This window comes from Bacillus tuaregi (genome assembly GCF_900104575.1).
Classification (GTDB): domain Bacteria; phylum Bacillota; class Bacilli; order Bacillales; family Cytobacillaceae; genus Bacillus_BD; species Bacillus_BD tuaregi.
Genome location: NZ_LT629731.1, coordinates 1,745,457 through 1,771,130 on the forward strand (window position 1 = coordinate 1,745,457; position 25,674 = coordinate 1,771,130).

The window sequence follows — 25,674 nt, forward strand, 5'->3', positions numbered from 1 at the left end:
AGAAAGCGGCAACAGTCGTAACAAGTCATGAGTTTCAAAAGGGAGTGTAATGAATTGCTGCATCCAGAGTATGAGTATTTAAATATGTGCCGATATGTTTTAGAAAACGGCAATAAAAAAAGTGACCGGACAGGCACAGGAACCTTATCTGTTTTTGGTTATCAAATGAGATTCGATTTGGAAAAAGGCTTTCCTCTATTGACGACAAAGAGAATTCCTTTTCGTCTAGTCGCAAGCGAATTACTATGGTTTATTAAAGGGGATACAAATATTCGTTATCTGCTTCAGCAAAATAACCATATATGGAATGAATGGGCCTTTAAAAACTGGATTGAAAGTGATGAGTATAGGGGTCCAGATATGAAGGATTTCGGCTTGAAAAGTCAGAATGACGAGGCTTTTCGTCAGCAATATGAAAAGGAAATGGAATGGTTTATTAATCGAATCCTTGTGGATGATGATTTTGCCGCTCAATACGGTGAGCTAGGACCTGTCTATGGCAAGCAATGGCGTGCTTGGGCAACCACAACAGGTGAGACGATTGATCAATTAAAGGATTTGGTTGAGCAAATAAAAAAAAATCCTGATTCAAGGAGACTTATTCTCTCTTCTTGGTCACCTGAATTCACACCGCAGATGGCACTGCCTCCATGTCATACATTATTTCAATTCTATGTACATGATGGGAAATTAAGCTGTCAGCTCTATCAAAGAAGCGGTGATATTTTCCTAGGTATACCATTTAATATTGCCAGCTATGCTCTTTTGACACATTTAATTGCACATGAATGCGGGCTAAAAGCAGGTGAATTTGTTCATACCATCGGGGATGCGCATATATACAGCAACCATATCGAGCAAATTGAAACACAGCTTTCACGAGAGCCAAAGCCTTTTCCTCGTATTATTATCAATAAAGAGAAACAGTCTTTATTCGAAATGGAAATGGAGGATATTTCCTTGGAGGGATACGACCCACATCCATCCATTAAAGCTCCTGTTGCTGTGTAGAAACGGAATAAGAAGTGTATGAGGAGGTTTAGGATGATTTCATTTATAGTAGCTATGGATCAGAACCGGGTTATCGGAAAAGATAACCAGCTGCCATGGCATTTACCAGCAGATTTGAAGTTTTTCAAGAAGGTGACGATGGGGCACCCAATCGTTATGGGGAGAAATACTTACGAATCGATTGGGAAGCCTTTACCAGGTCGAGATAATATCATTGTCACACGCAATCAAGACTATAGCCAGGATGGTTGTACAGTTATACATTCAATTGAGGATCTAAAACAGTTTGCCGACGATGATGAAGAGGTGTTCATTATAGGAGGTGCAGAGCTATTTAATGCAACCTTTCCATTGGCAAAACGCCTTTATATTACGAAAATAAAGGATACTTTTGCTGGTGATACATATTTTCCTGAGTTTCCTGAATCCGATTGGAGATTGGTATCAGAGGAAAAAGGTCTAAGGGATGAAAAAAATCCATATGATTACTTTTTTGCGGTTTATGAACGAAGTACAGAAGGAAAATAAAAAGAAAGCAGCCGAAGGGTTGCTTTCTTTTTATTAGATTATCGTGTAATACGAATGTAAGCGACGCCATATGGTGTTAAATAAGTATGATCTGCATCGATTACCATATATTCAGCAAGTGATTTTGCATTTAGCTCCTGCATTTCCTCAACTGTCACGGAAGCTAGTTTTTGTATTAATTGTTCTTGTGTATATGGTCGGAGCGGGTTTTCTTCTGAAAGGAAAATCCAATTAAAGGCTTCGTCAATGGTTTTAAAATATTCAATTGCTTCAACTACATATCCATAATCCAATCCAACCATATCTGCAACCATTTCTGCTGTTTTAAGCTTACTCATTTCATATATCCTCCCAAACATTTACTATATTACTATTATTATAAACGATTAATAGATATAGATAATTAAAAATATTTTTACCTTGTATAACATATATATCACATATTAAAGGTATAATTCAACGAATTCAGACATTTTTCTCTGTAATCAAACCTATCATTCATAGAAAATATTATTATATATTTCTAAATGAACGTTATTTTAACTGCATTCAGCAGAAGTCCTCCACTTCTTCAAGTGGGGGATAAAGGCAAATGGTTCTTCGATTCAGTGGGGTTCAAACCCCGGCTGAATGAAGTTAAGCCTCCGGCGGATGTCACGGATTTTTTTTAGGTAGTTTATCGAGCGAGCTCAGGTAATCCGGACGCAAATTCGACGGGCGAATTTGATAAATATTAATACTAATAGCTAACAGAATTTTATTTATATTATGAAAGAGTAATGGAAAATCTCAAAATTCATGTTATAATGTACTGATTAAAATATTAGGATACACAGAATGAATTGAGGGTGAAGGTATGGAACAGAAAGTTATGAAAAAGAAATGGTTGCAAGTGGAGGATATTCTCATAGCATACCAGCATCTGAAAGATATCGTTACCCAAACGCCATTGCAAAAAAATGAACGATTATCCGAAAAATATGAGTGTAATATTTATTTAAAGCGCGAGGATTTACAGGTTGTTCGCTCTTTTAAATTGCGCGGAGCGTATTATTCCATTAAAATGCTTCCACAAGAAAAGCTTGTTAACGGCGTTATTTGTGCAAGTGCGGGAAACCATGCTCAAGGTGTTGCATATGCATGCAGAAAATTGAAAATTAAAGGAAAAATCTTCATGCCAACAACAACTCCAAAACAAAAGATTAGCTCTGTTGAGATGCATGGAAGAGAATATGTTGAAATCGTCTTGGCCGGTGACACCTTTGATGCTTCCTATAATCAGGCTGTTATTTGCGCGGAAGAAGAAGGTCGAACGTTTATTCATCCATTTAATGATGAAAAGGTTATGGCAGGTCAAGGTACGGTAGCTGTTGAGATTTTAAATGATTGCGAGGAAAAAATTGACTACGTTTTCGGTAGTATTGGTGGCGGCGGATTAATGTCCGGGATGAGCACCTATATGAAAAGCGTATCGCCAGAAACGAAAATGATTGGAATTGAGCCCGCAGGAGCTCCTTCAATGAAAACTTCGATTGAAAATCATCAAGTTACACAGCTGGATTCGATTGATGGCTTTGTCGACGGTGCAGCAGTAGCTTGTGTTGGAGAAAAATCCTTTGCGGTTTGTGAAGATCTGTTAGATGATATTATTGTTGTTCCAGAAGGAAAAGTATGTACATCTATTTTAGAATTATATAATCAACATGCGATAGTCGCTGAACCTGCAGGTGCACTGCCTGTTGCTGCACTTGATTTTTATAAGGATCAAATAAAAGGCAAGACAGTTGTATTGGTGATTAGTGGAGGCAATAATGATATCGGCAGGATGCAGGATATTAAAGAAAGATCGCTTCTATATGAAGGGTTATTACATTATTTTATCGTTAATTTTCCACAACGTGCAGGCGCACTAAGAGAGTTTTTAGATGAAGTTCTTGGACCAAATGATGATATTACTCGTTTTGAATATACTAAGAAGAATAATAAAGACAATGGGCCTGCGTTAGTTGGGATTGAATTGAAAAGTAAAAATGATTATAATGGATTAATTGACAGAATGCAGAAAAAAGGCTTTTCGTATACTGAAATTAATAATGACAGCACGCTGTTCCATTTATTAATCTAACGGCAGATTTTCATGAATAATAAAATGATAATCATCACACATTGTAAAGGTTTTATTTACTTTGTGAAGATTACATGAAAATTTACCGTTCATTTCCCAAAAACAGTAGGCAATGTAATATAATCATGGTAGTAAGACAAGTAATAACAAAGGGAGATGTTATGATATGTTATCAAATATAGGTGTTCCCGGTTTAATATTAATCCTTATTCTAGCACTTATTATTTTTGGACCAAAGAAGTTACCTGAAATAGGGCGTGCATTTGGTCAAACCTTACGTGAATTTAAAAAATCTACACGCGATCTTACAAGCGATGTTATGGATGAAGTAGAAGATGTAAAAAAAGAAGTGAAAAATGTGACTAAATAAGGTGTAGGATTATTCTTACACCTTTTTTCTTCTATAAAAAATGGTATTTTACTTCATTTTGGGACAGCTTAAACTTTAACTTCATTCAGCAGAAGTCCTCTACTTCTACAAGTGGGAGATGAATGCAAAAGGTTCTTCGATTCAGTGGGGGTTTAAACCCCGGCTGAATGAAGTTAAGCCTCCGGCGGATGTCACGGATATTTTAAAGGTAGTTTACCCGAGCGAGCTCAGGTAATCCGGACGCAAATTCGACGGGCGAATTTGATTAAGTTACAGGTCCTACACTTTTTCGGTAGAAAAGAAAAAAGCAGGGGAAGTAGATGGAAGATAAAGAATTAAATGTAGTTGATCATTTAGATGAATTAAGAACACGACTCATTATTACAGTTGCTGCTTTTATTGTTTTTTTCATTGTCGGCTTTGTTTTTGTTGAAGAGCTCTATCAATGGATGACAAAAGATTTGGATGTCAAGTTAATTGTACTGGGACCTAGTGATATCCTTTGGGTTTATTTTATGATTGCCACTGTTATTTCTATTGCAGGAACCATTCCAGTGCTGGCTTTACAAATTTGGTTGTTTGTCAAACCAGCTTTGAAGCCGATTGAAAGAAAAGTGTCACTATCATACGTACCAGCCTTGTTTTTCTTATTTATATTAGGACTTTGTTTCGGTTATTTCGTCATTTTTCCAACCATTATGAGCTTCCTAATAGAACTTGGTGGAGATATGATGGCTACTAATTTTACAGCTGAAAAATATTTTCGTTTCATTTTAACAACCACAGTACCGTTTGGAGTACTTTTTGAACTTCCTGTCGTGTTAATGTTTTTAACATCTTTAGGTATAGTGAATCCATACGTACTGACAAAGGTTCGAAAATATGCTTATTTTGCTTTAATCGTAGTTGCAATCTTCATTTCACCGCCAGATTTCATGTCGGATTTTCTTGTGGCCGTTCCATTATTATTTCTATATGAAATCAGTGTGAATTTGTCAAAGTTCGTATATAAAAGGAAACTAAAAAAGGAAAAGCAGCGAGCAGCAGAACTTGGCTATGATGATGATGTAATAAATGAATAAAATAGAAAAAAGACTTCGATATGGATCGAAGTCTTTTTTCTATATTTATAGAAGTTAACAATATAAACAATAGAAAAATACAGTTAAGAACAATAAGTTACAAAATTTTGAATTTAATTTAAATGTTTCACAAATATGTTAAATTTAGGATGATAGTAGAAAATTTCAAATAAACTTACAGAAAGGGGATCCCGGTCATGAAAAGACCAACAGTTTATGAAACTGCTTTGGAGCATGGCATATCAAGAAGGGACTTCTTGAAGATGTGCACCGCGTTAGCAGCAACGATGGGGCTAGATTACACGCAGTCAAACAAAGTAGTAAACGCATTAGAAACAAACGCCAGAGTGCCGGTTATTTGGCTCCAGTTTCAGGATTGTACCGGATGTTCAGAATCCTTTATTCGCTCTACACATCCAAAGACAGAAAGTGTATTATTTGATTTTATTTCGCTTGAATATTCGGAGGTATTATCTGCAGCTTCCGGCTTTCAGGTAGAAGAAGCACTCAAACATGTCATCGAAAACTATAAGGGCGAGTATGTGCTAGCGGTGGAAGGCAGTATACCTGATTCTGGCTATACGATGATTGGTGGCGTTGATGCAAAGGAAAGCCTTTTGGAAGTAGCTGCAGATGCAAAAGCCATTATTTCCTATGGTAGCTGTGCTTCGTGGGGAGGAATTCCGGCCGCAAAACCAAATCCAACTGGTGCAAAGCCATTAAAGAGCATTGTAAGTAATAAACCTGTCATTCTCGTTCCAGGCTGCCCACCAATTGCTGAAGTGATGACTGGGGTTATTGCCCATATTATTACCTTTGGCGAAATTCCTGAATTAGACTCAGCAGGAAGACCGAAGGCATTTTATCGACACCGTATTCATGATAAATGTAATCGGAGAGCCTATTTTGATGCTGGCTTATTCGTAGAATCCTTTGATGATGAAGGAGCAAAGCAAGGCTATTGCCTATATAAGATGGGATGTAAGGGTCCAACCACCTATAATGCTTGTGCAGAAATGAGATGGAATGGCGGTGTAAGCTACCCAATTCAGTCTGGTAACCCTTGTATTGGCTGCTCAGAAAAAGGCTTCTGGGATAATGGACCATTCTTTGTTAGACGGGCTAAGATTCCAGGTACGCAAACAACGGCAGATATCGATAAAATCGGTCTTGCTGCTTTAGGTGTAACAGCAGCTGGTGTTGCTGCACATGCAACTGGAACGGTCATAAAGAAGAAAAGTGATGATCGACGAGGTGAAGAATAATGAGTGAGAGAATAGTAGTTGATCCAATTACAAGGATAGAGGGTCATCTTAGAGTAGAGGCTGACATAGATGATAGCGGAGTGATACAAGATGCATTTAGTTCTGGTACCGCAGTCAGGGGAATTGAGCTGATTGTACGAGACCGAGATCCTCGTGATGTATGGGCTTTTGTGCAGCGGATTTGTGGTGTCTGCACGTCCACTCATGCATTGGCGTCCGTTCGTGCAGTTGAGGATGCGCTAGATATTAAAATTCCGGAAAATGCTGAGCTTATTCGAAATATTATGAATGAGGCTATATTTGTCCATGACCATGTGGTCCATTTCTATCATTTACATGCCTTAGACTGGGTAGATGTTGTGAGTGCATTAAGTGCTGATCCAAATGAAACAGCAAAAATTGCTCAGTCCATTTCAAATTGGCCGAAGTCTTCACCAGGCTATTTTCGGGATATCCAAAATAAAGTCAAAAAGGTTGTTGACAGCGGACAACTTGGAATCTTTGCTAACGGTTACTGGGGACATCCAGCCTATAAGCTTCCTCCAGAGGTAAACCTGTTGGCAGTTGCTCATTATTTAGAAGCTCTTGACTGGCAGAAGGAAATCGTGAAAATCCAAACGATTCTTGGCGGGAAAAACCCACATCCACATTATGTCGTCGGTGGCATGGCTACTCCAATCGATATTAACAGTGACAATGGGATTCATGCAGAACGACTCATGCATATTTCTCAATTAATTGATCAGGCAAAGGAATTTGTCAATCAAGTCTATATTCCAGATTTATTAGCAATCGGTTCATATTACAAGGATTGGACTTATGGTGGAGGAATAAATAATTATCTTTCATATGGTGATTTTTCAATGGGTGACCATTATGACAAGAGTAAATACCGAATGCCAAGTGGAGTCATTTTGAATGGCAATATAAATGAGATACATGAGGTGGATTTAAAGGATGCATCTCAAATTCAAGAATTCATCGACCGTTCCTGGTACACCTATGATGGAAAAGACAGCAAGGAAGGAAAGCATCCATCAGAGGGCGAAACTTCGCTAAATTATACGGGTCCTAAAGCGCCTTATAAGAATTTAAATACAGATGAAAAATACAGCTGGATTAAGGCGCCACGCTGGAAAGGACAGCCAATGGAAACAGGTCCGCTTGCACGTATCATGATTGGCTATGCAGCAGGGAAAGAAGAAATTGTGAACCTGGTCGATAGTACATTGCAAAAATTAGAATTACCGATTAGCGCTCTGCATTCAACATTGGGACGAACCGTTGCCCGTGGTCTTGAATCCGTTTTGATTAGTGATTGGATGAGAAACGATATGGATAAGCTGCTAGCCAATATTAAAAATGGTGATCAGGTTACGTTCAACAGTTCTAAATGGGAGCCTAATACATGGCCGAAAAATGCGAAGGGTGTTGGCTGGATAGAGGCACCACGGGGAGCATTAGGCCATTGGGTTGAAATTGAAAATGGAAAAACGAAAAACTACCAAGCTGTTGTTCCAACCACTTGGAATGCTACACCACGTGATGCAGAAAATAATATTGGTGCTTATGAATCATCCTTAAAAGGTACACCGCTGCTTGTTAAGGATCAACCGCTTGAAATTATTCGGACTATTCATTCCTTTGACCCTTGTTTAGCGTGTGCAGTTCATTTAACTGACTTAGAAAGTAATGAATTGACGGAAATAAGGATTGGCTAGGAGGGCTGTAAAATGTCAATGCCAACACCGCTTCAAAGAAATAAAAAGGTTGTAATGAAAAGAAGCAGAGAACCAAAGGTAACAGCTGTTAAGCATGATGTGGTGAAAGTGTATGTCTGGGAGCTACCAGTAAGAATCTTTCACTGGTTAAATGCTATTGCTATCTTCCTTTTAATGGTCACTGGCCTATTTATTGGAAATCCAATTATTGGTGCGTCAGTTCATGAAGAAGCCTATTATTCTTTTGTCATGGGATGGGTAAGGTATATTCATTTCTTTGCTGCTTTTCTCTTTTCTGTAAATCTATTATTTCGTCTTTATTGGACCTTAAAAGGTAATAAATTTTCCACCTCGAATCCATTTAAAGCAAGTTTTTGGAAAGAGACTTTGGAAACGGTAAAATATTATCTATTTTTGAAAAATAAAAAGCCGCATTATGTAGGTCATAATCCGCTGGCACAATTAAGCTATTGGATTTTTATAGGTCTTGGATCGATTATTATGATTCTTACCGGTTTCTCGATGTACGTCGAGCCCCAGCCTGAGTCTTTTATCGGAAAAATATTTGCCTGGGTTCCATCTATATTTGGGGGCAGCAGTTATGACGTGCGTTCGTGGCACCATATAGCAGCTTGGGGATTTATGGTTTTTGTTGTTGTCCATATCTATATGGCATTCCGTGAAGATTACATGCAACGCAATGGGACTATGTCCTCCATTTTTACTGGATATAAAACTGAATCGAAAAAGGTGCTAAATGATGGTGCATCAGATGAAGAGTAATCAACAGGATATTAGAATTACCATTCTAGGTATTGGCAACACACTTTATCAAGATGAGGGAATAGGCATTCATGCCTTACCCCTCATCGAGGAGGCATTAGAACATATACCAGGAATAGAATATATTGATGGTACAACTGACGGACTGCGTCTTTTAGGACCGGTAGAGGATACCAATTATTTAATTGTCATTGATGCGATTAATGCTGGAAAAAAAGGCGGTACAATTATTACACTGCTAGGTGAGGACATTCCAGCTTATATAGGCTTGAAAATGTCAATCCATCAGCTAGGCTTTCAAGAGGTCTTATATGCTGCCAAGTTAAGGAACCGATATCCAAAGCATATTGCCTTAATAGGAATGCAGCCTACATGTTTAGAGCTTGGCGTTGGGCTTTCGCCAATGAATGAACAGCAGCTTCCGTATCTAATTGAGCGTATTAAAGAGCAGGTTCATGAATGGAGAATATCACAATGAATCGGTTGGATTTTCTAAAGGAAATGAAGACAGGTTTTCTTAAAACAGTAAATGCTGTGTACGAGCCGATACTAGAGGATGATATCGTCAAAATGAATCAGGCAGCAGATCAGTTACTTGGTGTCGAGTGGTCTTTTCTAATGAACGAGCAGCCTATGGCTGAAGGGTTGGAACAAAAATTTGTAAAAGGGCAGCCAGTGATTGTTATGCATAAAGCGAAAACACTATATGCATACAGCGGTGTTTGCCCGGCTTGTTCTCAGTTACTTCATATATCGATGCAAGAAAAAATCTGTAAATGCTTGAACTGTGAAAAGCATTTATCAATCGAAAATAAGGAAGAGTTTGATAGTCTAATATTAAAAGAGTACCCCTTGAAAAAGAAAAAGGACGGCTATTATATCGCGTTAAAAAATAGAGTACAGGATGATTCATATGCATGAAATGGCATTGATGGCTGATATCTTAAACATTGTTCAAGAAGACGCCCATTCAAAGGGAATTAAGAAATTAACCGTAGTTGAAATCATTGTCGGTGAATTGAGCAATGCCATGCCTGATGCCTTACAAATGGCATTTGCTGTATACAAGGAACAAAATCCTAGTCTATTCACGACTAGTGCAACATTACTAATACATATAGAAGAAGCTCTGGCTGAATGCGTATTATGTCATACCATTTACAAGCCGGGTCAAAAACTGTCGTTTTGCCCTCAATGTCATTTTCCTTCAGGGAAAATGACAGCAGGAGAAACGTTTCAAATTCTATCTTATGAAGGAGAGAGGCAATAATGAAAGTCACCTTAAGAACAGATATCCTGACAAACAACAACAAAGCAGCTGAATTTAACCGGGAGTTATTTAAAGAAACCAATACACTGGTTATTAATATTATGAGTTCACCTGGTGCTGGGAAAACGACATTATTGGAAGAAACCGTCAGAGCCTTATCTCCTCGCTATCGAATTGCCGTCATAGAGGGTGACCTGGCAACAGAGCGTGATGCAGACCGAATAAGGGTTCTAGGTGCTCAGGCAGTGCAAATTAATACACATGGGGGCTGTCATTTGGATGCACGGATGGTTGCGGCCACCTTGGCTGAATTCGATTTAGATGATATCGATTTATTATTTATTGAAAATGTTGGTAATCTCGTATGTCCGTCAGGCTATGACTTAGGAGAGAATCATAAAGTTGTAGTACTTAGTGTCCCTGAAGGAAATGATAAAATTCCTAAATATCCAATCATGTTTATGCGGACAGAATTAGTATTATTAAATAAAGTGGATTTACTGCCATATCTAGATTTTGATGTACCTACTGCAATCTCTGATTTAGAGGGAATCAACCCTGCCTCCAAGCTTCTTAGTGTGTCTGCAAAAACAAAGGAAGGCCTTAGCAGTTGGTTTTCCTGGATTGATGAGGCTTATCGTCTATGCGTGAAGCAAGAAAAGTAATTATCCAAGGCAGAGTGCAGGGTGTTGGTTTTCGTCCGTACATTTTTCAACAAGCAGCTAAATGGTCTTTAGCTGGAACCGTTCAAAATAATATGGATGGTGTAAAGATACACATCGAAGGCAAATTAAAGGACATAAATGGTTTTTTAGCTGAGTTAAAACCGAGTAAACCACGGCTCTCTAGGATAGATGATGTACAGGTGGAGCTAGCAGAGTGGCAGAATGTAAATACCTTTTCGATTATTGAAAGCGAAAGAAAAGGTACCTCCATGCTTGTGATTCCAGTTGATTCTGCAACCTGTAACGAATGTCTCACTGAAATGAAGGACCCACAGGACTTTCGCTATCAGTATCCCTTTATAAACTGCACCCAATGTGGACCAAGGTATACAATCATAGAAGAACTTCCTTATGATCGTCCATATACATCTATGGGATCATTCGCATTTTGTCCTGAATGTGAGAAAGAATACCAGGATCCGACTAATCGGCGCCATCATGCCCAGCCAGTTGCTTGTCCAACCTGTGGCCCGCAGGTAAGTCTACTTTCCATTGATGGTGAAGAAATCATAACAGCTGATCCAATTGCATTGACTTCAGTGCTGTTAGCTGAGGGAAAGATTATAGCCATTAAAGGACTTGGAGGCTATCACCTCTGTTGTGATGCCTCAAACGAACAAGCAGTCCAGTTATTACGTGAGCGAAAAGGCAGACCGGTGCGTCCGTTAGCTATCATGAGTGCTTCTCTTGATGAAATAAAAAGGTTTTCTATTTTGTCTAGTGAAGAGGAAATACGATTGACAAGCCCTGAGGCACCTATTGTTGTTTTAAGTAAAAATAACCAAGATATTTTGTCATCTGAAATTGCGCCAGCAATGAATACAGTTGGCGTAATGCTACCGTATACACCGCTACATCATTTGCTGCTTCAAAGCAGTCAAGTGAAAAACGTGGTAATGACCAGCGCCAATCCGTCTGGATTACCAATTTTGTATAAGGATCTGGAAGCCTTTCATTATTTACATGGAATCGCAGATTATATCTTGACACATAATCGAGAAATTCTTCATCCAGTCGATGACTCCGTGCTGCAGGTAGCCTCAGGCGGTATAGATTTTTTTCGGCGTTCACGAGGCTATGTTCCAGATCCCTATACAACTGAACAGGATGTTCATGGAATCGTTGCTTTTGGAGGACAACAAAAAACGACGTTTACAATCGGTCGTAATCAACAGGTTTTCATTGGACCGCATATAGGTGACTTAGAAAATGAAGAAACACTTAATCATTACAAGCAGGAGCTTGATCATTTGTTAAAATGGATCAGCATTCCATTAGATACAGCTGTTATCGATATGCATCCCTATTATAATGTTCGTTATTTAGTAGAAAAGTATCCATTTAAGAATGTGCTTGAGATTCAGCATCATCATGCCCATATGGCCGCCTGTATCGCTGATAACCAATTGGATGGAAAGGTATTTGCCATCATATTGGATGGGACCGGTTTTGGCTTGGATGGCAATATTTGGGGTTTTGAAGTATTTTATGGTGATAGTAGTGAGTTTGAGCGGCTTGCTCATTTAACGTATACACCACTGCCGGGAGTTGAAAAGTGTATCAAAGAGCCTTGGCGAAATGCAGTGGGGATGATACTGTCACTACATGGCGAAGAAGGAAAATCAATTTGTTTAGAAAGATTTCCCGAGCGGGAGCATGAAATTAATGTTTTACAGAATATGATAGAAAAGCAGGTTAATACAGCCCATGCAGGAACGTGTGGCAGACTGTTTGATGCAGTAGCAGCGCTAACTGGAATCTGTAAGGTTTCGACGTATGATGGAGAAGCAGCCATTCGGCTTTCAGAATATGCGGATATTGAGGGAGATAAAACGGTCTACGCTTATCGTCTTGATTCATCTGACCGCCTTTTGCGGTTTGACTTTTCTTCTATGCTTCTAGAAATCTGCGAGGATATTAGTAAGGGGCGTGACCTAGTTAGTATTAGCACGTCTTTTCATGAAACACTTGTTCAAAGCATTACCCGCTGCTTAATCCAGTTAAAACAATGTCATCCAGATTACACTAATCGTGTTGTCTTATCGGGTGGCAGCTTCCATAATCGCTATTTAAGGAAAAGACTACAAGAAGAACTAAAGAATATGCATTTTGAACCTTTTGTTCATCAGAAGGTTCCTTGTAATGATGGTGGTTTATCGTATGGACAATTAATGGCTGCAGCTGCAAAAAGGAGGGCTGAAAATGTGTGTAGGAGTACCCGCGAAAATCATTGAGTTATCTGAGTACAGTGCACAAGTCGATGTCATGGGTTCGCAGACAACTGTTGGCATTATCTTTGTTCCCGAAGTAAAGGTGGGTGATTATGTCATTGTCCATGCAGGGCAGGCAATGTCGGTAATTGATGAACAGTATGCAAAGGAAAGTGCTGAGGAATGGAGGAAGTTTTCAAATGCTCGAAACAGTGCTGCATTCGAATAATCCAGAAATTTGCAGACCCATGTTAGAGGCTGTTCTGCAAAAAGCGGAGCACTTTCAACAGAAATACGGACGGGCGCCCGTTTTTATGGAGGTATGTGGTTCCCATACAATGGCGCTGGCTAAAACGGGTGTTAAGCAAGCGTTAATGGATAAAGTTCAACTCATTTCGGGACCAGGCTGTCCTGTCTGTGTTACAGCACAGGAATCTATTGATAGTATGATTGGACTTGCACAGAATGAAGATACGATTATTTGTACATTTGGAGATATGATGCGTGTACCTGGGTCAAAAAGATCATTAATGGAGGAGAAAACGGCTGGTAAAGATATTAGAGTTTTATATTCTCCTATAGACGCGATTGCCATTGCGGAGGCAAATCCTGAAAAAGAGATCATTTTTCTCGGAATTGGCTTTGAAACGACCATTCCCATCCTTGCTTTATTAGTCCAAACAGCAGAGAGAAAGCAAGTAAAGAATTTCTCAATTTGGATGACGACTAAGCTGGTTGAACCCATCTTACGATTTTTACTAAATGCGGGGGAAATACAGCTTGATGGGTTTATTCTCCCAGGGCATGTATCAATTGTGCTCGGAGAAAATGCGTACCTTTTTTTGCCTCAGGAATATCAAATTCCAGGGGTTATAACCGGCTTTGAGCTTGCGGAGCTGTTAAGTGGTATCAATAAGCTGCTTGACCTTTCATTATCTCAAAAAGCAGCTATTCTAAATGACCATTCCTCTGTTGTCACAAAAGAAGGAAATAGAGTAGCACAGGGTTTGATGAATCAATATTTTACTACCTGTGATGAAGCATGGAGGGGAATTGGAATTATTCCAGCAAGCGGTCTGGATTTCAAGGCAGAATACGATTTCTATAATGCTAAAAAGAAATTTCCTATACATAAGGTAACGATTAAAAAAACAAAATGTCGTTGTGGTGAAGTGATTAGGGGAATTATTGAGCCTAATCAGTGTCCATTATTTGCAAAAGCTTGTCATCCGTTACATCCTATCGGTCCTTGTATGGTGTCATCAGAAGGAAGTTGTTCAGCATATTATCAATATATGAGGGAGAGTTTATAATGGATAGAGTAATTAGTCTTGCCCATGGAGATGGTGGAGAATTAAGTCACAGGCTTATTCGTGATTTATTTGTAAAGAATTTTGGTCATGATAAGGAAGCAATGTTTGATGCTTCCTATTTGCAGCTGCCGGTTAATCAAATTGCTGTGACAACAGATTCCTTTGTTGTAAAGCCGATATTTTTCCCGGAAAGCTCCATTGGGAAGCTAGCCGTAGCAGGAACAGTCAACGATCTTGCTGTGAGTGGGGCTAAACCGTTATACTTAACCTGTGGTTTTGTAATAGAGGAAGGATTTTTAGTAAAGAATTTAGAGTTAATCGTCAAGGATATGGCAAAAGAAGCAAAAAAAGCAGGCGTATCCATTATTGCTGGTGACACGAAAGTAGTGGAAAAAGGCAGCTGCGATGGAGTATACATAAATACAACAGGAATAGGTATTATTGAAGAACTAAGCGTCAGACCTTTCTTTCAAGAGGATGATGCGATTATTTTGACCGGGACGGTAGGGGATCACGGAGTTGCTATTCTGACAGCACGCGGTGATTTAGGAATCCAGGCACCGGTTGTAAGTGATTGTGCGTCATTAAATACCATGTTGGAGGCAGCTGTTAAGGCGGCAGGTGAAGTGCGGATTATGAGAGATCCGACTAGAGGGGGCCTTGCCACTACACTTGTCGAGATTGCTGAGGATTTTGCCCTTACACTAGTAATGGATGAAAAGTCAATTCCAATTAAGGAGCAGGTTCAAGGTGCTTGTGATTTACTTGGCTTCGACCCGCTTTATTTAGCTAATGAGGGTAAAGCCATCTTAATTGTGCCAAATGATAAAGTAGAAGCTGTTATCCAGACGTTAAAAGCTCATCCCGAAGGAAAGGATGCCGCATGTATTGGCAGGGTTGTTAGGACAGATCAGGCTACTGGTTACTTGTTATTAGAAACTCCGCTTGGTACAAAGCGGAGATTAAATCGGCTTGCAGGTGTTATGCTTCCTCGAATATGCTAGTACTCGAAATCATAGAATTATTTTATAAAAATATAATATATCTAGTTTTTATCCGTGGAATAAAAAAGCACCGATTTTTTCGGTGCTTTTTTGTATCTATACTTGAAAAAGTTATTTCCCTAAAATTATTATTACTTGTATAATGGTAGTTGATTCAAAATAAGGAAGTGAATGGTTTGACTAATAAAATTAAAATTGTAACAGACTCAACGGTGGATCTAACCCAGGCGGAACTAGCTAGCTTTGATATTGAAGTGGTCCCATTAACCATTAGTATTGATGGTGAAACCTTTACGGATAGAGTGGATATTACACCTTCTCAATTTATGGAGAAAATGAAGGAATCTAAAGAATTACCTAAAAGCTCACAGCCTTCAGCAGGAGCCTTTATGGAAGTGTATGATCGGCTTGGTTCACAGGGCTATGAGGTTATTTCTATTCATATGACAGGTGGGATGAGCGGTACCGTCCAGTCGGCAGAGAGTGCAGCAAAAATGACCAATACAAAGGTAACCGTTGTGGACTCGCGGTTTATTTCGAAAGCGCTATCTTTTCAGGTGTTAGAGGCTGCAGCTATGGTGAGAGAAGGAAAAAATGTACCAGCTATTCTAGAACGGCTAGATAAAATTCGGAGCAATACTCGGCTTTATGTTGTTGTGGATACATTAGAAAATTTAGTCAAGGGGGGCAGAATTGGAAAAGGAAGAGCGATCATTGGCTCTTTATTAAATATTAAACCAATTGCTTCATTAGAAAATGGAGAATATACTCCTGTTGCAAAGGTTAGAAGTCATGCCCAAGTAGCCAAATACCTTGCTGCTCATTTCGCTGAAGATTTAGAAGGTAAAATAACGAAGGGGGTAGGGCTTGTTCATGCAGACGGTATAGGTTTAGCGCAAAAAATAAAACAAGCTGTTTATGAAAAGACAGGCTACGGAGAAATAACCATTGAAGAAACAACACCGATCGTCAGTACCCACACAGGCCCTGGTGCAATAGGTTTCATGTATTACTTTGAATAAGGAATACCAGACCATTTGAAACAGCTCAAATGGTTTTTTTTTTGAGTTATAGATAAATTAGATGATTTAGTCTTTATTTCCTTTGGCTGAGAAAACAGATAATGGTAGAATGAAAGTTACATAAATTTAATCGATAGTTTATCAGATGATAATTGTATGAATAAAAATAAGTCGAATTAAAGGAATTATATCTAGGATTGTCGAATACCCTAAAGAAATATTTTTAAATATTCGCAATTGTTTAATAGGATATAAACAAGTGAAAAGGAATTGAGGACAAGCGTATGAAAGAATTTCTCAAAAATATATCACTGTTTAAAAAGTTACTTATATTATCTTTTTTTATTACTTTTATGATTGTAGCGATTACCTCAGCCTTTAGCTATTATTTGCAGTCCAAGCAAATGGAAGAACTCCTATCAGATCATGCAATGGATGTTGCAGCAATTTGGAGCACTACTATCCACTCTGAGGACGTTGAAAGTGTACTGAATACGAAAAATGAGCGGCATGATGATTTTATTAAATTGAAAAGGAGCTTGTCGAATTTTACGAATCAAAATATTCTTTATTTAAATAGTTTTATTGTTGACAGTGAGCAGACAAAAAGAGATGAAGTGTTTATTATTACATCCGATGAACAACAGAAAAAGAATGGCTGGCTATCGTTATCAAGCTATAGAGCGAATGAAGAATGGCTTGAAGGCTATCGAAAAGTTGTCCAAACAAAAAAGTCTGCCCACAGTGAAGTGTATGAAGATGAGCATGGAGCTTGGATTACTGCTTTTACACCTATCATGAACCATGATGGTCGTATGATTGCTCTATTTGGAGTTGACATTAATGCAGACTCCATCATAACTGCCCAAAAAAAATATGTATACTTTTTAATTGGTCTATTTTTACTTATGACTCCATTTATTTTCTTTATTTTGAAGCAAGGATTTAACAAGGCATTAGAACCGGTCCATGCACTTATAAAGGGATTTAATGAAGTAAGCAATGGTAATTTCCAAGTCCGACTAAAGGTAACCGATAATTCAGATTTAGGGTTACTTTGTGATCGTTTCAATCAAATGGTTAAACAGCTGTCCGTTCTAGTTGAGAAGCTTCCTGCTACTTCTGAAAAAAAAGGTTCCTCAGACGAGCCGAACTCCTTGCATAATTTAGAAGAGGTGTTTGATGAAGTAGAGCATATTATCGAAAGCTCAAAGTTGATTCGTGAATTACAGCGGGCAGAAAAGATGAATGCGATTGGACAATTAGCTGCATCTGTTGCCCATGAAATTAGAAATCCGATGACGGTTGTAAAGGGGTTTCTGCAAATTTTTCTTGCTAAAGATCAAATGAGTGAAGAAGAACGTATGTATATCCGGTTAATGATTGATGAAATGAATCGGGCTGAAACGATTATAAATGACTATCTTTCCTTGGCAAAACCGGATATGGAGCAGTCAGAGATGATTGCCGGAAAAGAGCTTGCAGAGAAAGTCATGGATTTAATGAATTCCTATGCCATGATGTCGAAGAATATCATTATGATGACACCTGTATTAGAAAACATTTCAGTTAAAGGGATTAAAAACGAGCTTCAGCAGGTATTGATTAATATGCTGAAAAATAGTATTGAGGCAATGAAGGATGGTGGAGAACTACGATTAAGCTTATATCAGGCTGGTCAGTATGGTGTATTTGAAATCAGTGATACGGGCATCGGCATGACGAAGGAAGAAATGGAGAGACTTGGGACTGCTTTTTATTCATTAAAAGAAAAAGGTACGGGAATGGGACTTACAGTTTGTTATCAAATTATAGAGAGGATGAAGGGCAAAATAGAAGTAGAAAGTGAAAAAGGTGTGGGAACTACATTTAAGATATTCGTTCCTATCTGTGAATAATATAACTCTATTAAATACATATTCACAAATCGGACAATGTTTTTTCTTTTTTCTTTCATTAAATTTTGCTAAAATAATAACAATTAAGAATCGTTCAAACGGGGGTTGCATGGTGAAATTACGGATTCTTTTGTTCGTTTTAGTATCAACTACTTTATTGTTAGCTGCCTGTGGCGGGATTAAAGATCCTCATAATTGGCCTGTGTCCGATTTTACGCATACAGATCAAAATGGAGAGTCTTTTGGTTTAAAGGATTTAAAAGGCAAGGTTTGGGTAGCGAATCTTATTTTTACACACTGTGAGGATGTTTGTCTTCCAATGACGGCAAATATGAAAAAATTACAGGATGAAACAAAAAAAGAAGGAATTGAAAATATTCAATTTGTATCCTTTAGCGTCGATCCAGAGTTAGATACACCCGAAATATTACATGAATTTGGGAAAGGTTTTAATGCGGATTTTGGTAATTGGCATTTCTTGACTGGGTATTCACAGGCTGAAATAGAACAATATGCCTTAGATACGTTTAAAACAATAGTTAAAAAACCTGAGGCAGAAGATCAGGTAATCCATGGGACGAGCTTTTATTTAGTGGATGGGGAAGGTAAGATTATGAAGGATTATTCCGGACTGGCTGATATCCCAATGGAACAGATTATTAAAGATATTAAAAGCTTACAATAGGCCTTTTCTAGGTCTATTTTTTTATTATTGCTCTGTTAGAAAGTAAAACGAAAAAGAAATACTTCTAAATCATTTCAGCTAAAATTAATCAGATGATATAATGTATTTACTTATGAAGGTGGGTGATGAGATGAAAAAATTCATCTTTCTAATTCTAACCCTTCTTTCGTTACTTGCTGGTATAGCAGTCTATTTTATGTTTCTTTCTGGAAATGAATCACAAAAGACAACCCAAGTGATGAAGGCAGCTCCAGAAACCATCAAACCTCAGCCTATAAAAATTGTTGCTTTAGGAGATTCATTGACAGAAGGAGTAGGAGATATTTCGGAAAATGGTGGCTATATCCCTTATCTGGTGTCATTACTCGAGGATGAAAACAATATTAAGAAAGCTCAGATTGATAATTATGGTGTGAAGGGCTTTCGTTCAGAACAATTAGTGAGTAAATTACAATCAGATGTGGAAGTACGGACCGCTATTCAGGAAGCTGATCTAGTCATCGTTACCATTGGAGGAAACGATATGATGAAGGTGGTTCGAGAGAATATTACCAATTTAAATATGGCAGACTTTCTAAATCAAAGAGATTTATATAAAGAAAATTTGTCCGTTTTACTTAAGGTAATCAGACAGGAAAATAAACACATTCATATCGTGCTTGTTGGATTATATAATCCCTTTCATCAGTGGTTTCCGGAAATAGAAGAAATGAATGAAGTGGTGAATGAATGGAATAAGCATAGTCAAAAAATATTAGCACAGTATCCTGACACTTACTTTGTTGATATTATGAATCTTTTTAAGGATGATGAAGAGGAATTGTTATACACCGATTATTTTCATCCGAATAACCGGGGCTATGAATTAATTGCTGATAAAATATATCAGGTATTACATCATGCTGCAATCGATGATGTAATGGAGAAGAAATGGCTAGTTCAAAAACAGGAGGAGCTTTAATTGAAAGCTGGCAATTGGAAAAGGTGGTTTTATATACTCCTTGGAATAAATGCGACGATAATTGTTGTCCTTATTGTCTTGTTCATATTATTGTTCAGCAGTACGGCTGAACCAGTGGAAATTCCAAAGTCAACAGAGGAGCAAAATGATGTTTATTTTCAAGTAAAAACCAATAGAGAGGATTTAAATAAAGTAATTAATCATTATTTAGAGGAAGAGCTTTCTGGGCAATTCGACTATCAGCTGATTCTTACAGATGAAGTGGAGCTATATGGAACACTGCCTGTCTTTAGCAGCGAGGTGGAAATGAAACTAACCTTTGAGCCCCATGCACTTGAAAATGGTGATATCGAACTAGAGCAGAAAACGATGTCAATCGGAAGGTTGTTGCTCCCAGTACCGCTTGTATTAAAATTTGTTCAAAGCAGCTATGAAGTGCCTGAGTGGGTGATGATCCAGCCGAATGAAGAACGTATCTATATGTCATTACAAAATATGAAATTAAAAAGTGGGTTTGAGGTAAAAGTAGATAAATTTGATTTAAAAAAGGATGATATTTCATTTTCCTTGCGAATACCGATGAATGAGAGTATGAAAGAATAACAACAGGGAAAAAAGAGCATAAGAGGTGGAGTAAATGCATAATGAAAACTATGAATTAGCAACCTTTTCTGGCGGCTGTTTTTGGTGTATGGTAAAGCCCTTTGATGAGCAGCCCGGCATCATAAAGGTTGTCTCAGGGTATACCGGTGGAACAAAGGAAAATCCAACCTATGAAGAGGTATGCTCAGAAAAAACCGGACATTATGAAGCGGTCCAAATTACCTTTGACCCGTCTATATATTCTTATGAGAAGCTATTATCAACCTATTGGCAACAAATTGATCCGACAGATGCGGGTGGACAGTTTTATGACAGAGGTCAGTCCTATCAAACGGCGATTTTTTATCATCATGACGGACAAAAGCAGGCAGCAGAAAGGTCAAAGCGGGAGCTGGAATGGAGTGGTAAATTTCTTAAACCGATTGCAACAGCTATTCTTCCTGCTAAAAGCTTTTATCCTGCTGAAGACTATCACCAGCATTACTATCGGAAAAATCCGGCTCATTATGAGCGGTACCAGCTTGGCTCTGGAAGAAAAGCCTTTATTGAAAAGTATTGGGGGAATAGTTAATGGCTAATAAGGACGAATTGCGTAAGAAATTAACGCCAATTCAATTTGAAGTCACACAAAATAATGGTACAGAGCCTCCGTTTCGGAACGAATATTGGAATGAATTTCGCGAAGGGATTTATGTGGATGTTGTGTCAGGTCAGCCTTTATTCTCATCGAAGGATAAATTTGACGCTGGATGTGGATGGCCTAGCTTTACCAAGCCGTTGACAAAGGATGAAATGGTCGAAAAATCGGATTTTAGTCATTTTATGGTTCGAACAGAGGTTAGAAGTAAGAGTGCTGATTCACATCTTGGTCATGTGTTCAATGATGGGCCAGAGCCGACTGGATTACGCTACTGTATCAACTCAGCATCATTAAAATTTATCCCAAAAGAAAAGCTCGAGGAAGAGGGCTATCAGGAATATATCAAGCTGTTTGAATAAGAAAAAAGGAGTGAACCCCAGAGTCACTCCTTTTTTCTTATTCAAACACAACAATCGATGAAAGCTGAATGTTTTGCGTAGTCGTTTGATTTTTAGCTGATTGAGTACCTGTAGCAACGAAGGTGACTTCATGCTTTCCTGGCTGTAGTCCACTTGTTACATATAGAACCCGTTCTTTATTAATCGGCCACCAGGTCGAAATCCTTCTGATAAACTGACCATCAATAAATACGTCCATTTCTCCTCCCTGCACATGCTTTAGGACTTTGACGCCTAGATTTGTTCCGTCAAAAGAGTAGCTTATACGGGCACCTTTTTCAGATGTTTGATAATACCCATTGTTAAAGTGAAATAACTCATTTTTTTCTTTAAAATGGTCTTGTTCTTTTATGGACAGCCTCTTTTTATATAAAAGCGGCTCTCTTAAGACTACTATCTGTTTGTTTGATTTGATGCCTGTTTCTAATTCCTTTGTGATGGCTTCGGCATATAGCTTATAGCCTAATTCATTTGGATGGATGTTATCATCGGATAAGTCTTTGAGAAGGGGTGAATTCTTCTTAAATGGAATACGCATATCAATATGGACTGCATGGTAATGCTCTGCGAGATTTTTGATAGCCTCGGCAAACAACTCTTGTTCTAAGCAGCTCTCAGTAATCAATACTAATTCCGCTTTAGGATAAGTTGTTTTTATTTCATAAATAAGCCCTTCGTAATAAAAGGAAAATTGTTTTTCGTTCATATATTTTCGATCATTTTCACCAAATATCAAGAAGACTAAATCAACAGTCGATAGTGGTTTTGCGTTTCCTATTAAATAAAGCCCCTCATATGCCGTAGCGCCGCTCTGAACAATGGAATGTCTTATTAAATCTATGGGATACTTCTGTTTCATGGCTTGCTCCCATTGTGAAAACCAAGTATGTGACCTGTTTTCAACACCAGCACCTCTGCCAATACTATCGCCGACAATTAAATAGTGAATATCAAGCTTTTGAACGACTTTTTCGTAAACAGGTAAGGATTTACTGATAGCCTTTTCATGAAAAATGAGAAACAGCAAACTAAAACAAAGTGTAAAAATCAGGATTAGGGCAGCTAAGCTTTTTCTTTTTTCTTTCATCTAATGCCTCCTATGCAGAATAGAGCTATGAATGGATTAAGGGCATTTTTCTTGAAGTCCTTATTATTAGAATACCGTAAGCTGACTGGTAATATCAGCCTTTTTCCTTTAGAAATTAAAATGTGATAATTCCAAAATTAAGGCAGGTAAAGGGGAAGGGTACTTTTAAAAAGACGAACATTAAATCTTGTTATGATTAAATTATTCGGATTTTTGTTGACGAAACCCCTTTCTTTTGGTATATTAACGGATGGTTATGGCATTTATTCTAGAATTGACATCTAGGGGGAAGAAGAGCACATGAAGAAAACGTATGATGTGATTGTTGTTGGCGCCGGCCCAGCAGGGATATTTACCTGCTATGAGCTATCATTGAAAATGCCGCAGGCAAAGGTGCTGTTAATTGACAAAGGTCATGATATATATAAAAGAAACTGTCCAATACTAGAAAAGAAAATTGAAAAATGTCCACCTGCAGCTGGTAGGAAAGAGTTTGCCGGTTGTATGCCTGCCTGCTCCATCACAAACGGATTTGGTGGTGCGGGTGCCTATTCAGATGGTAAGTTTAATATTACTAGCGAATTTGGCGGATGGATGACAGATTATCTTGCTGATTCAACTGTACTAGAACTTATCAAATATGTAGACGAAATTAATTTAAAGCATGGTGCAACGAAAAGTATTACCGATCCAATGACGGAAAAGGTTCGTGAAATTGAAAGACGCGGGTATGCTGCAGGTCTAAAGCTATTAAGAGCTCAGGTTCGTCATTTAGGTACAGAGCAAAACTTGGAAATCATGAAAAGTATTTATGAATACCTTAAGGATAAAGTGGATATGGCTTATAAAACAGAAGTCGAGGATTTACTGACAGATCGTACTGCGGACGGCTGGAAAATAACCGGAGTACAGCTTAAAACTGGAGAAGAAATACTGTCGGATAAAGTAGTTATCGTACCTGGACGGGACGGTTCAATATGGCTTTCAAAGCTTCTCAAGAAGCGCCGCATCCGCATGTATAATAACCAGGTTGATATCGGTGTTCGGGTAGAAACATCAAACATTGTCATGGAAGAAATCAATGAACATTTATATGAAGGTAAATTCACGTTTAATGCATCGGTTGGTACACGAGTTCGGACATTTTGCAGTAATCCATCTGGGCATGTTGTGGTTGAGAATCATTCCGGAAGTATGCTGGCGAATGGCCATGCCTATCGTGACCCAAAGCTTGGTAGTCCAAATACTAATTTTGCATTACTTGTTTCGCATGTTTTTTCAGAGCCGTTTGATAAACCAAATGAATTTGCCCATGCTATTTCAAAGCTAGCTAACAGCTTATCCAATGGCGGGATTATTGTGCAAAAATATGGAGATATATTAAAGGGAAGAAGATCGACAGAGAAAAGGATTAAAGAAGGCTTTGTTGAGCCAACATTAAAAGAAGCAGTACCGGGAGATTTAGGTCTTGTTCTTCCATATAATACACTAAAAAGCTTAGTTGAAATGACAGAGGCCTTGAATCATGTTACTCCAGGAATTGCATCAGAGCATACATTATTTTATGGGGTAGAAGCGAAGTTTTATTCAGCTAGACCAAAGCTAAATGATCGATTTGAGACCGAAATTGGCGGACTATATGTTGGTGGTGATGGTGCAGGTGTTACCCGCGGTTTGGCCCAAGCGAGTGCTTGTGGTGTGTGGATTGCCCGAGATATTATCGAAAAAGTGAAAGCCGCAGCAAAAAAAGATACGGCAGCTGTATAACAAGGAGTCAGGCGCACAAAAAAGTCATTGGACCATTTTGTGTGCCTGACACTTTTAATATTCATGTATAATAATGGTAGAGGAAGAAAAAAGGGGTGGATATTGTGTTTGCTGAACGATTAAAGCCTGGAGATGAAATACGTATTATTGCGCCTTCTGCCAGCATTGCGTTATTGAAAGAAAAGCAAATGGAATTAGCGGAGTCCCGGTTAAAGCAGCTTGGTTTTCATGTTACATTTGGTCAACATGTGTACAAGCATGATGAGTTTTATAGTACGTCAATAGAGGAACGGGTACATGATTTACATGATGCCTTTCAAGATAAAAAAGTGAAAGCGATTTTATCGGGCTTAGGCGGTTATAATGCGAACCAACTTTTACCCCATCTTGATTATGATTTGATTAGCAGAAATCCGAAAATTCTTTGTGGTTACGGTGATATGTCTATATTAAGTCTCGCCATCTATCAAAAAACAGGCCTTGTTACATATGTTGGTCCTGATCTTTCTGTGCTTGGCTATAGACATGGTGTGGAGTACACAATAGACATGTTCGTTTCGGCTTTGACGAATGATGCTCCATATGAGATCTATCCTTCAACACATTGGAGTGAGGATCATTGGTATAAGGAAAAGGAGCAAGTTAACTTTCATAATCAGGATGAATATTTAGTCTTACAACCAGGAAAAGCAGAAGGCAGAATGATAGCAGGAAATCTAACGAGTCTGACAATGCTACAGGGTACAGGATATATGCCTTCGTTAAAAGAATCGATTTTAATGATTGAGGATGACAGGGAATCATATCCACAAACCTTTGATCGTGCCCTGCAATCCCTGCTGCAGCAGCCAGGTGCAAACGACATAAAGGCCGTGTTAATTGGACGCTTCCAAACAGAATCGAGCATGACTGAAGCATCGCTACGAAAGATCATTAAATCAAAAGCGGAGTTAAGTCAAATACCGATTATTGCTAATGTTAACTTTGGTCATGTTCACCCAATGGCGACGATTCCAATTGGAGCCAAAGCTTCAATAGCCCCTGGTGAGGACGGAGTTGAAATGATCATCGAGCAGAAAGAAGAATTTAAATAGAGCTAACGTTGAAACAGTGTGAAGCGAACTAAACCTTTACACTGTTTTTCTTTGTTTATCATTTTAGAATCATAAGAATTTCATGTAAGGTTTTCTAACATAAATTTTCAGA

At 38.4% G+C, this 25,674-nt stretch carries 27 protein-coding genes; 25 read left to right on the forward strand and 2 right to left on the reverse strand.

The window, feature by feature from the left end; genetic code table 11:
- Nucleotides 1–54: 54 nt before the first annotated feature.
- Complete coding sequence (locus BQ5321_RS10630) at nucleotides 55–1,011, forward strand: thymidylate synthase (protein ID WP_071394470.1); 957 nt, start codon at nucleotides 55–57, stop codon at nucleotides 1,009–1,011.
- A gap of 33 nt (nucleotides 1,012–1,044) precedes the next feature.
- Complete coding sequence (locus BQ5321_RS10635; protein WP_071394471.1) at nucleotides 1,045–1,539, forward strand: dihydrofolate reductase; 495 nt, start codon at nucleotides 1,045–1,047, stop codon at nucleotides 1,537–1,539.
- A 38-nt stretch (nucleotides 1,540–1,577) separates the two neighbouring features.
- Here the strand turns inward: BQ5321_RS10635 and BQ5321_RS10640 are convergent, their stop codons facing one another.
- On the reverse strand, nucleotides 1,578–1,877 hold the full coding sequence (locus tag BQ5321_RS10640) for a hypothetical protein (protein WP_071394472.1): 300 nt from the start codon (nucleotides 1,875–1,877) through the stop codon (nucleotides 1,578–1,580).
- A gap of 518 nt (nucleotides 1,878–2,395) precedes the next feature.
- On the opposite strand from BQ5321_RS10640, the gene ilvA reads away from it, so the two are divergent.
- From ilvA to msrB, 21 genes are all read left to right on the forward strand, one after another.
- Nucleotides 2,396–3,664 (forward strand): threonine ammonia-lyase IlvA, encoded by a 1,269-nt coding sequence (gene ilvA, locus BQ5321_RS10645; protein WP_071394473.1) that lies wholly within the window; start codon nucleotides 2,396–2,398, stop codon nucleotides 3,662–3,664.
- 166 nt (nucleotides 3,665–3,830) lie between these two features.
- Nucleotides 3,831–4,034, forward strand: a complete 204-nt coding sequence (locus tag BQ5321_RS10650) for a twin-arginine translocase TatA/TatE family subunit (RefSeq protein ID WP_071394474.1) — start codon at nucleotides 3,831–3,833, stop codon at nucleotides 4,032–4,034.
- A gap of 320 nt (nucleotides 4,035–4,354) precedes the next feature.
- Nucleotides 4,355–5,116 (forward strand): twin-arginine translocase subunit TatC, encoded by a 762-nt coding sequence (tatC, locus tag BQ5321_RS10655; protein WP_071394475.1) that lies wholly within the window; start codon nucleotides 4,355–4,357, stop codon nucleotides 5,114–5,116.
- A 197-nt stretch (nucleotides 5,117–5,313) separates the two neighbouring features.
- Nucleotides 5,314–6,381, forward strand: coding sequence for a hydrogenase small subunit (locus BQ5321_RS10660; RefSeq protein ID WP_071394476.1), 1,068 nt, complete (start codon nucleotides 5,314–5,316; stop codon nucleotides 6,379–6,381).
- Nucleotides 6,381–8,102: a nickel-dependent hydrogenase large subunit gene (locus BQ5321_RS10665; protein ID WP_071394477.1), complete on the forward strand. Its 1,722-nt coding sequence runs from the start codon at nucleotides 6,381–6,383 to the stop codon at nucleotides 8,100–8,102. Before BQ5321_RS10660 ends, BQ5321_RS10665 begins: the two co-directional genes overlap by 1 nt.
- Nucleotides 8,103–8,114: 12 nt before the next feature.
- Nucleotides 8,115–8,885, forward strand: coding sequence for a Ni/Fe-hydrogenase, b-type cytochrome subunit (cybH, locus tag BQ5321_RS10670; RefSeq protein ID WP_071394478.1), 771 nt, complete (start codon nucleotides 8,115–8,117; stop codon nucleotides 8,883–8,885).
- Nucleotides 8,875–9,363, forward strand: coding sequence for a HyaD/HybD family hydrogenase maturation endopeptidase (locus BQ5321_RS10675; protein WP_071396864.1), 489 nt, complete (start codon nucleotides 8,875–8,877; stop codon nucleotides 9,361–9,363). Before cybH ends, BQ5321_RS10675 begins: the two co-directional genes overlap by 11 nt.
- Nucleotides 9,345–9,806, forward strand: coding sequence for a hypothetical protein (locus BQ5321_RS10680; RefSeq protein WP_139187787.1), 462 nt, complete (start codon nucleotides 9,345–9,347; stop codon nucleotides 9,804–9,806). Before BQ5321_RS10675 ends, BQ5321_RS10680 begins: the two co-directional genes overlap by 19 nt.
- The gene (locus BQ5321_RS10685; protein WP_071394480.1) at nucleotides 9,799–10,155 is read left to right on the forward strand and encodes a hydrogenase maturation nickel metallochaperone HypA/HybF; all 357 of its coding nucleotides are present in this window, start codon (nucleotides 9,799–9,801) and stop codon (nucleotides 10,153–10,155) included. Before BQ5321_RS10680 ends, BQ5321_RS10685 begins: the two co-directional genes overlap by 8 nt.
- Complete coding sequence (hypB, locus tag BQ5321_RS10690; protein ID WP_071394481.1) at nucleotides 10,155–10,820, forward strand: hydrogenase nickel incorporation protein HypB; 666 nt, start codon at nucleotides 10,155–10,157, stop codon at nucleotides 10,818–10,820. The genes BQ5321_RS10685 and hypB overlap by 1 nt, the downstream gene beginning before the upstream one ends.
- Entirely contained in the window at nucleotides 10,799–13,114 is a 2,316-nt protein-coding gene (gene hypF / locus BQ5321_RS10695) for a carbamoyltransferase HypF (protein ID WP_071394482.1), read from the forward strand. Before hypB ends, hypF begins: the two co-directional genes overlap by 22 nt.
- Nucleotides 13,083–13,319, forward strand: coding sequence for a HypC/HybG/HupF family hydrogenase formation chaperone (locus BQ5321_RS10700; protein WP_071394483.1), 237 nt, complete (start codon nucleotides 13,083–13,085; stop codon nucleotides 13,317–13,319). The genes hypF and BQ5321_RS10700 overlap by 32 nt, the downstream gene beginning before the upstream one ends.
- A complete protein-coding gene (gene hypD / locus BQ5321_RS10705) occupies nucleotides 13,291–14,403 on the forward strand; it encodes a hydrogenase formation protein HypD (RefSeq protein WP_071394484.1) in 1,113 nt (370 codons plus the stop codon). The genes BQ5321_RS10700 and hypD overlap by 29 nt, the downstream gene beginning before the upstream one ends.
- Nucleotides 14,403–15,407: a hydrogenase expression/formation protein HypE gene (gene hypE / locus BQ5321_RS10710; protein WP_071394485.1), complete on the forward strand. Its 1,005-nt coding sequence runs from the start codon at nucleotides 14,403–14,405 to the stop codon at nucleotides 15,405–15,407. Before hypD ends, hypE begins: the two co-directional genes overlap by 1 nt.
- Before the next feature lie 176 nt (nucleotides 15,408–15,583).
- A complete protein-coding gene (locus BQ5321_RS10715; protein ID WP_071394486.1) occupies nucleotides 15,584–16,429 on the forward strand; it encodes a DegV family protein in 846 nt (281 codons plus the stop codon).
- 284 nt (nucleotides 16,430–16,713) lie between these two features.
- Nucleotides 16,714–18,327, forward strand: a complete 1,614-nt coding sequence (locus tag BQ5321_RS10720; protein ID WP_071394487.1) for an ATP-binding protein — start codon at nucleotides 16,714–16,716, stop codon at nucleotides 18,325–18,327.
- A gap of 109 nt (nucleotides 18,328–18,436) precedes the next feature.
- A complete protein-coding gene (locus tag BQ5321_RS10725) occupies nucleotides 18,437–19,012 on the forward strand; it encodes an SCO family protein (protein ID WP_071394488.1) in 576 nt (191 codons plus the stop codon).
- Nucleotides 19,013–19,142: 130 nt separating this feature from the next.
- A complete protein-coding gene (locus BQ5321_RS10730; RefSeq protein ID WP_071394489.1) occupies nucleotides 19,143–19,973 on the forward strand; it encodes an SGNH/GDSL hydrolase family protein in 831 nt (276 codons plus the stop codon).
- Nucleotides 19,974–20,576, forward strand: coding sequence for a YpmS family protein (locus BQ5321_RS10735; RefSeq protein WP_071394490.1), 603 nt, complete (start codon nucleotides 19,974–19,976; stop codon nucleotides 20,574–20,576). It begins immediately after the preceding gene.
- Between the two features lie 34 nt (nucleotides 20,577–20,610).
- The gene (msrA, locus tag BQ5321_RS10740) at nucleotides 20,611–21,147 is read left to right on the forward strand and encodes a peptide-methionine (S)-S-oxide reductase MsrA (RefSeq protein ID WP_071394491.1); all 537 of its coding nucleotides are present in this window, start codon (nucleotides 20,611–20,613) and stop codon (nucleotides 21,145–21,147) included.
- Nucleotides 21,147–21,575, forward strand: a complete 429-nt coding sequence (msrB, locus tag BQ5321_RS10745; RefSeq protein ID WP_071394492.1) for a peptide-methionine (R)-S-oxide reductase MsrB — start codon at nucleotides 21,147–21,149, stop codon at nucleotides 21,573–21,575. The genes msrA and msrB overlap by 1 nt, the downstream gene beginning before the upstream one ends.
- Nucleotides 21,576–21,612: 37 nt before the next feature.
- Here the strand turns inward: msrB and BQ5321_RS10750 are convergent, their stop codons facing one another.
- The gene (locus BQ5321_RS10750; protein ID WP_071394493.1) at nucleotides 21,613–22,701 is read right to left on the reverse strand and encodes an SGNH/GDSL hydrolase family protein; all 1,089 of its coding nucleotides are present in this window, start codon (nucleotides 22,699–22,701) and stop codon (nucleotides 21,613–21,615) included.
- 300 nt (nucleotides 22,702–23,001) lie between these two features.
- Here BQ5321_RS10750 and BQ5321_RS10755 point away from each other — a divergent pair, with 300 nt between their 5' ends.
- Nucleotides 23,002–24,468: an NAD(P)/FAD-dependent oxidoreductase gene (locus BQ5321_RS10755; RefSeq protein WP_071394494.1), complete on the forward strand. Its 1,467-nt coding sequence runs from the start codon at nucleotides 23,002–23,004 to the stop codon at nucleotides 24,466–24,468.
- Between the two features lie 104 nt (nucleotides 24,469–24,572).
- The gene (locus BQ5321_RS10760) at nucleotides 24,573–25,562 is read left to right on the forward strand and encodes a S66 family peptidase (protein WP_071396865.1); all 990 of its coding nucleotides are present in this window, start codon (nucleotides 24,573–24,575) and stop codon (nucleotides 25,560–25,562) included.
- Nucleotides 25,563–25,674: the final 112 nt, after the last annotated feature.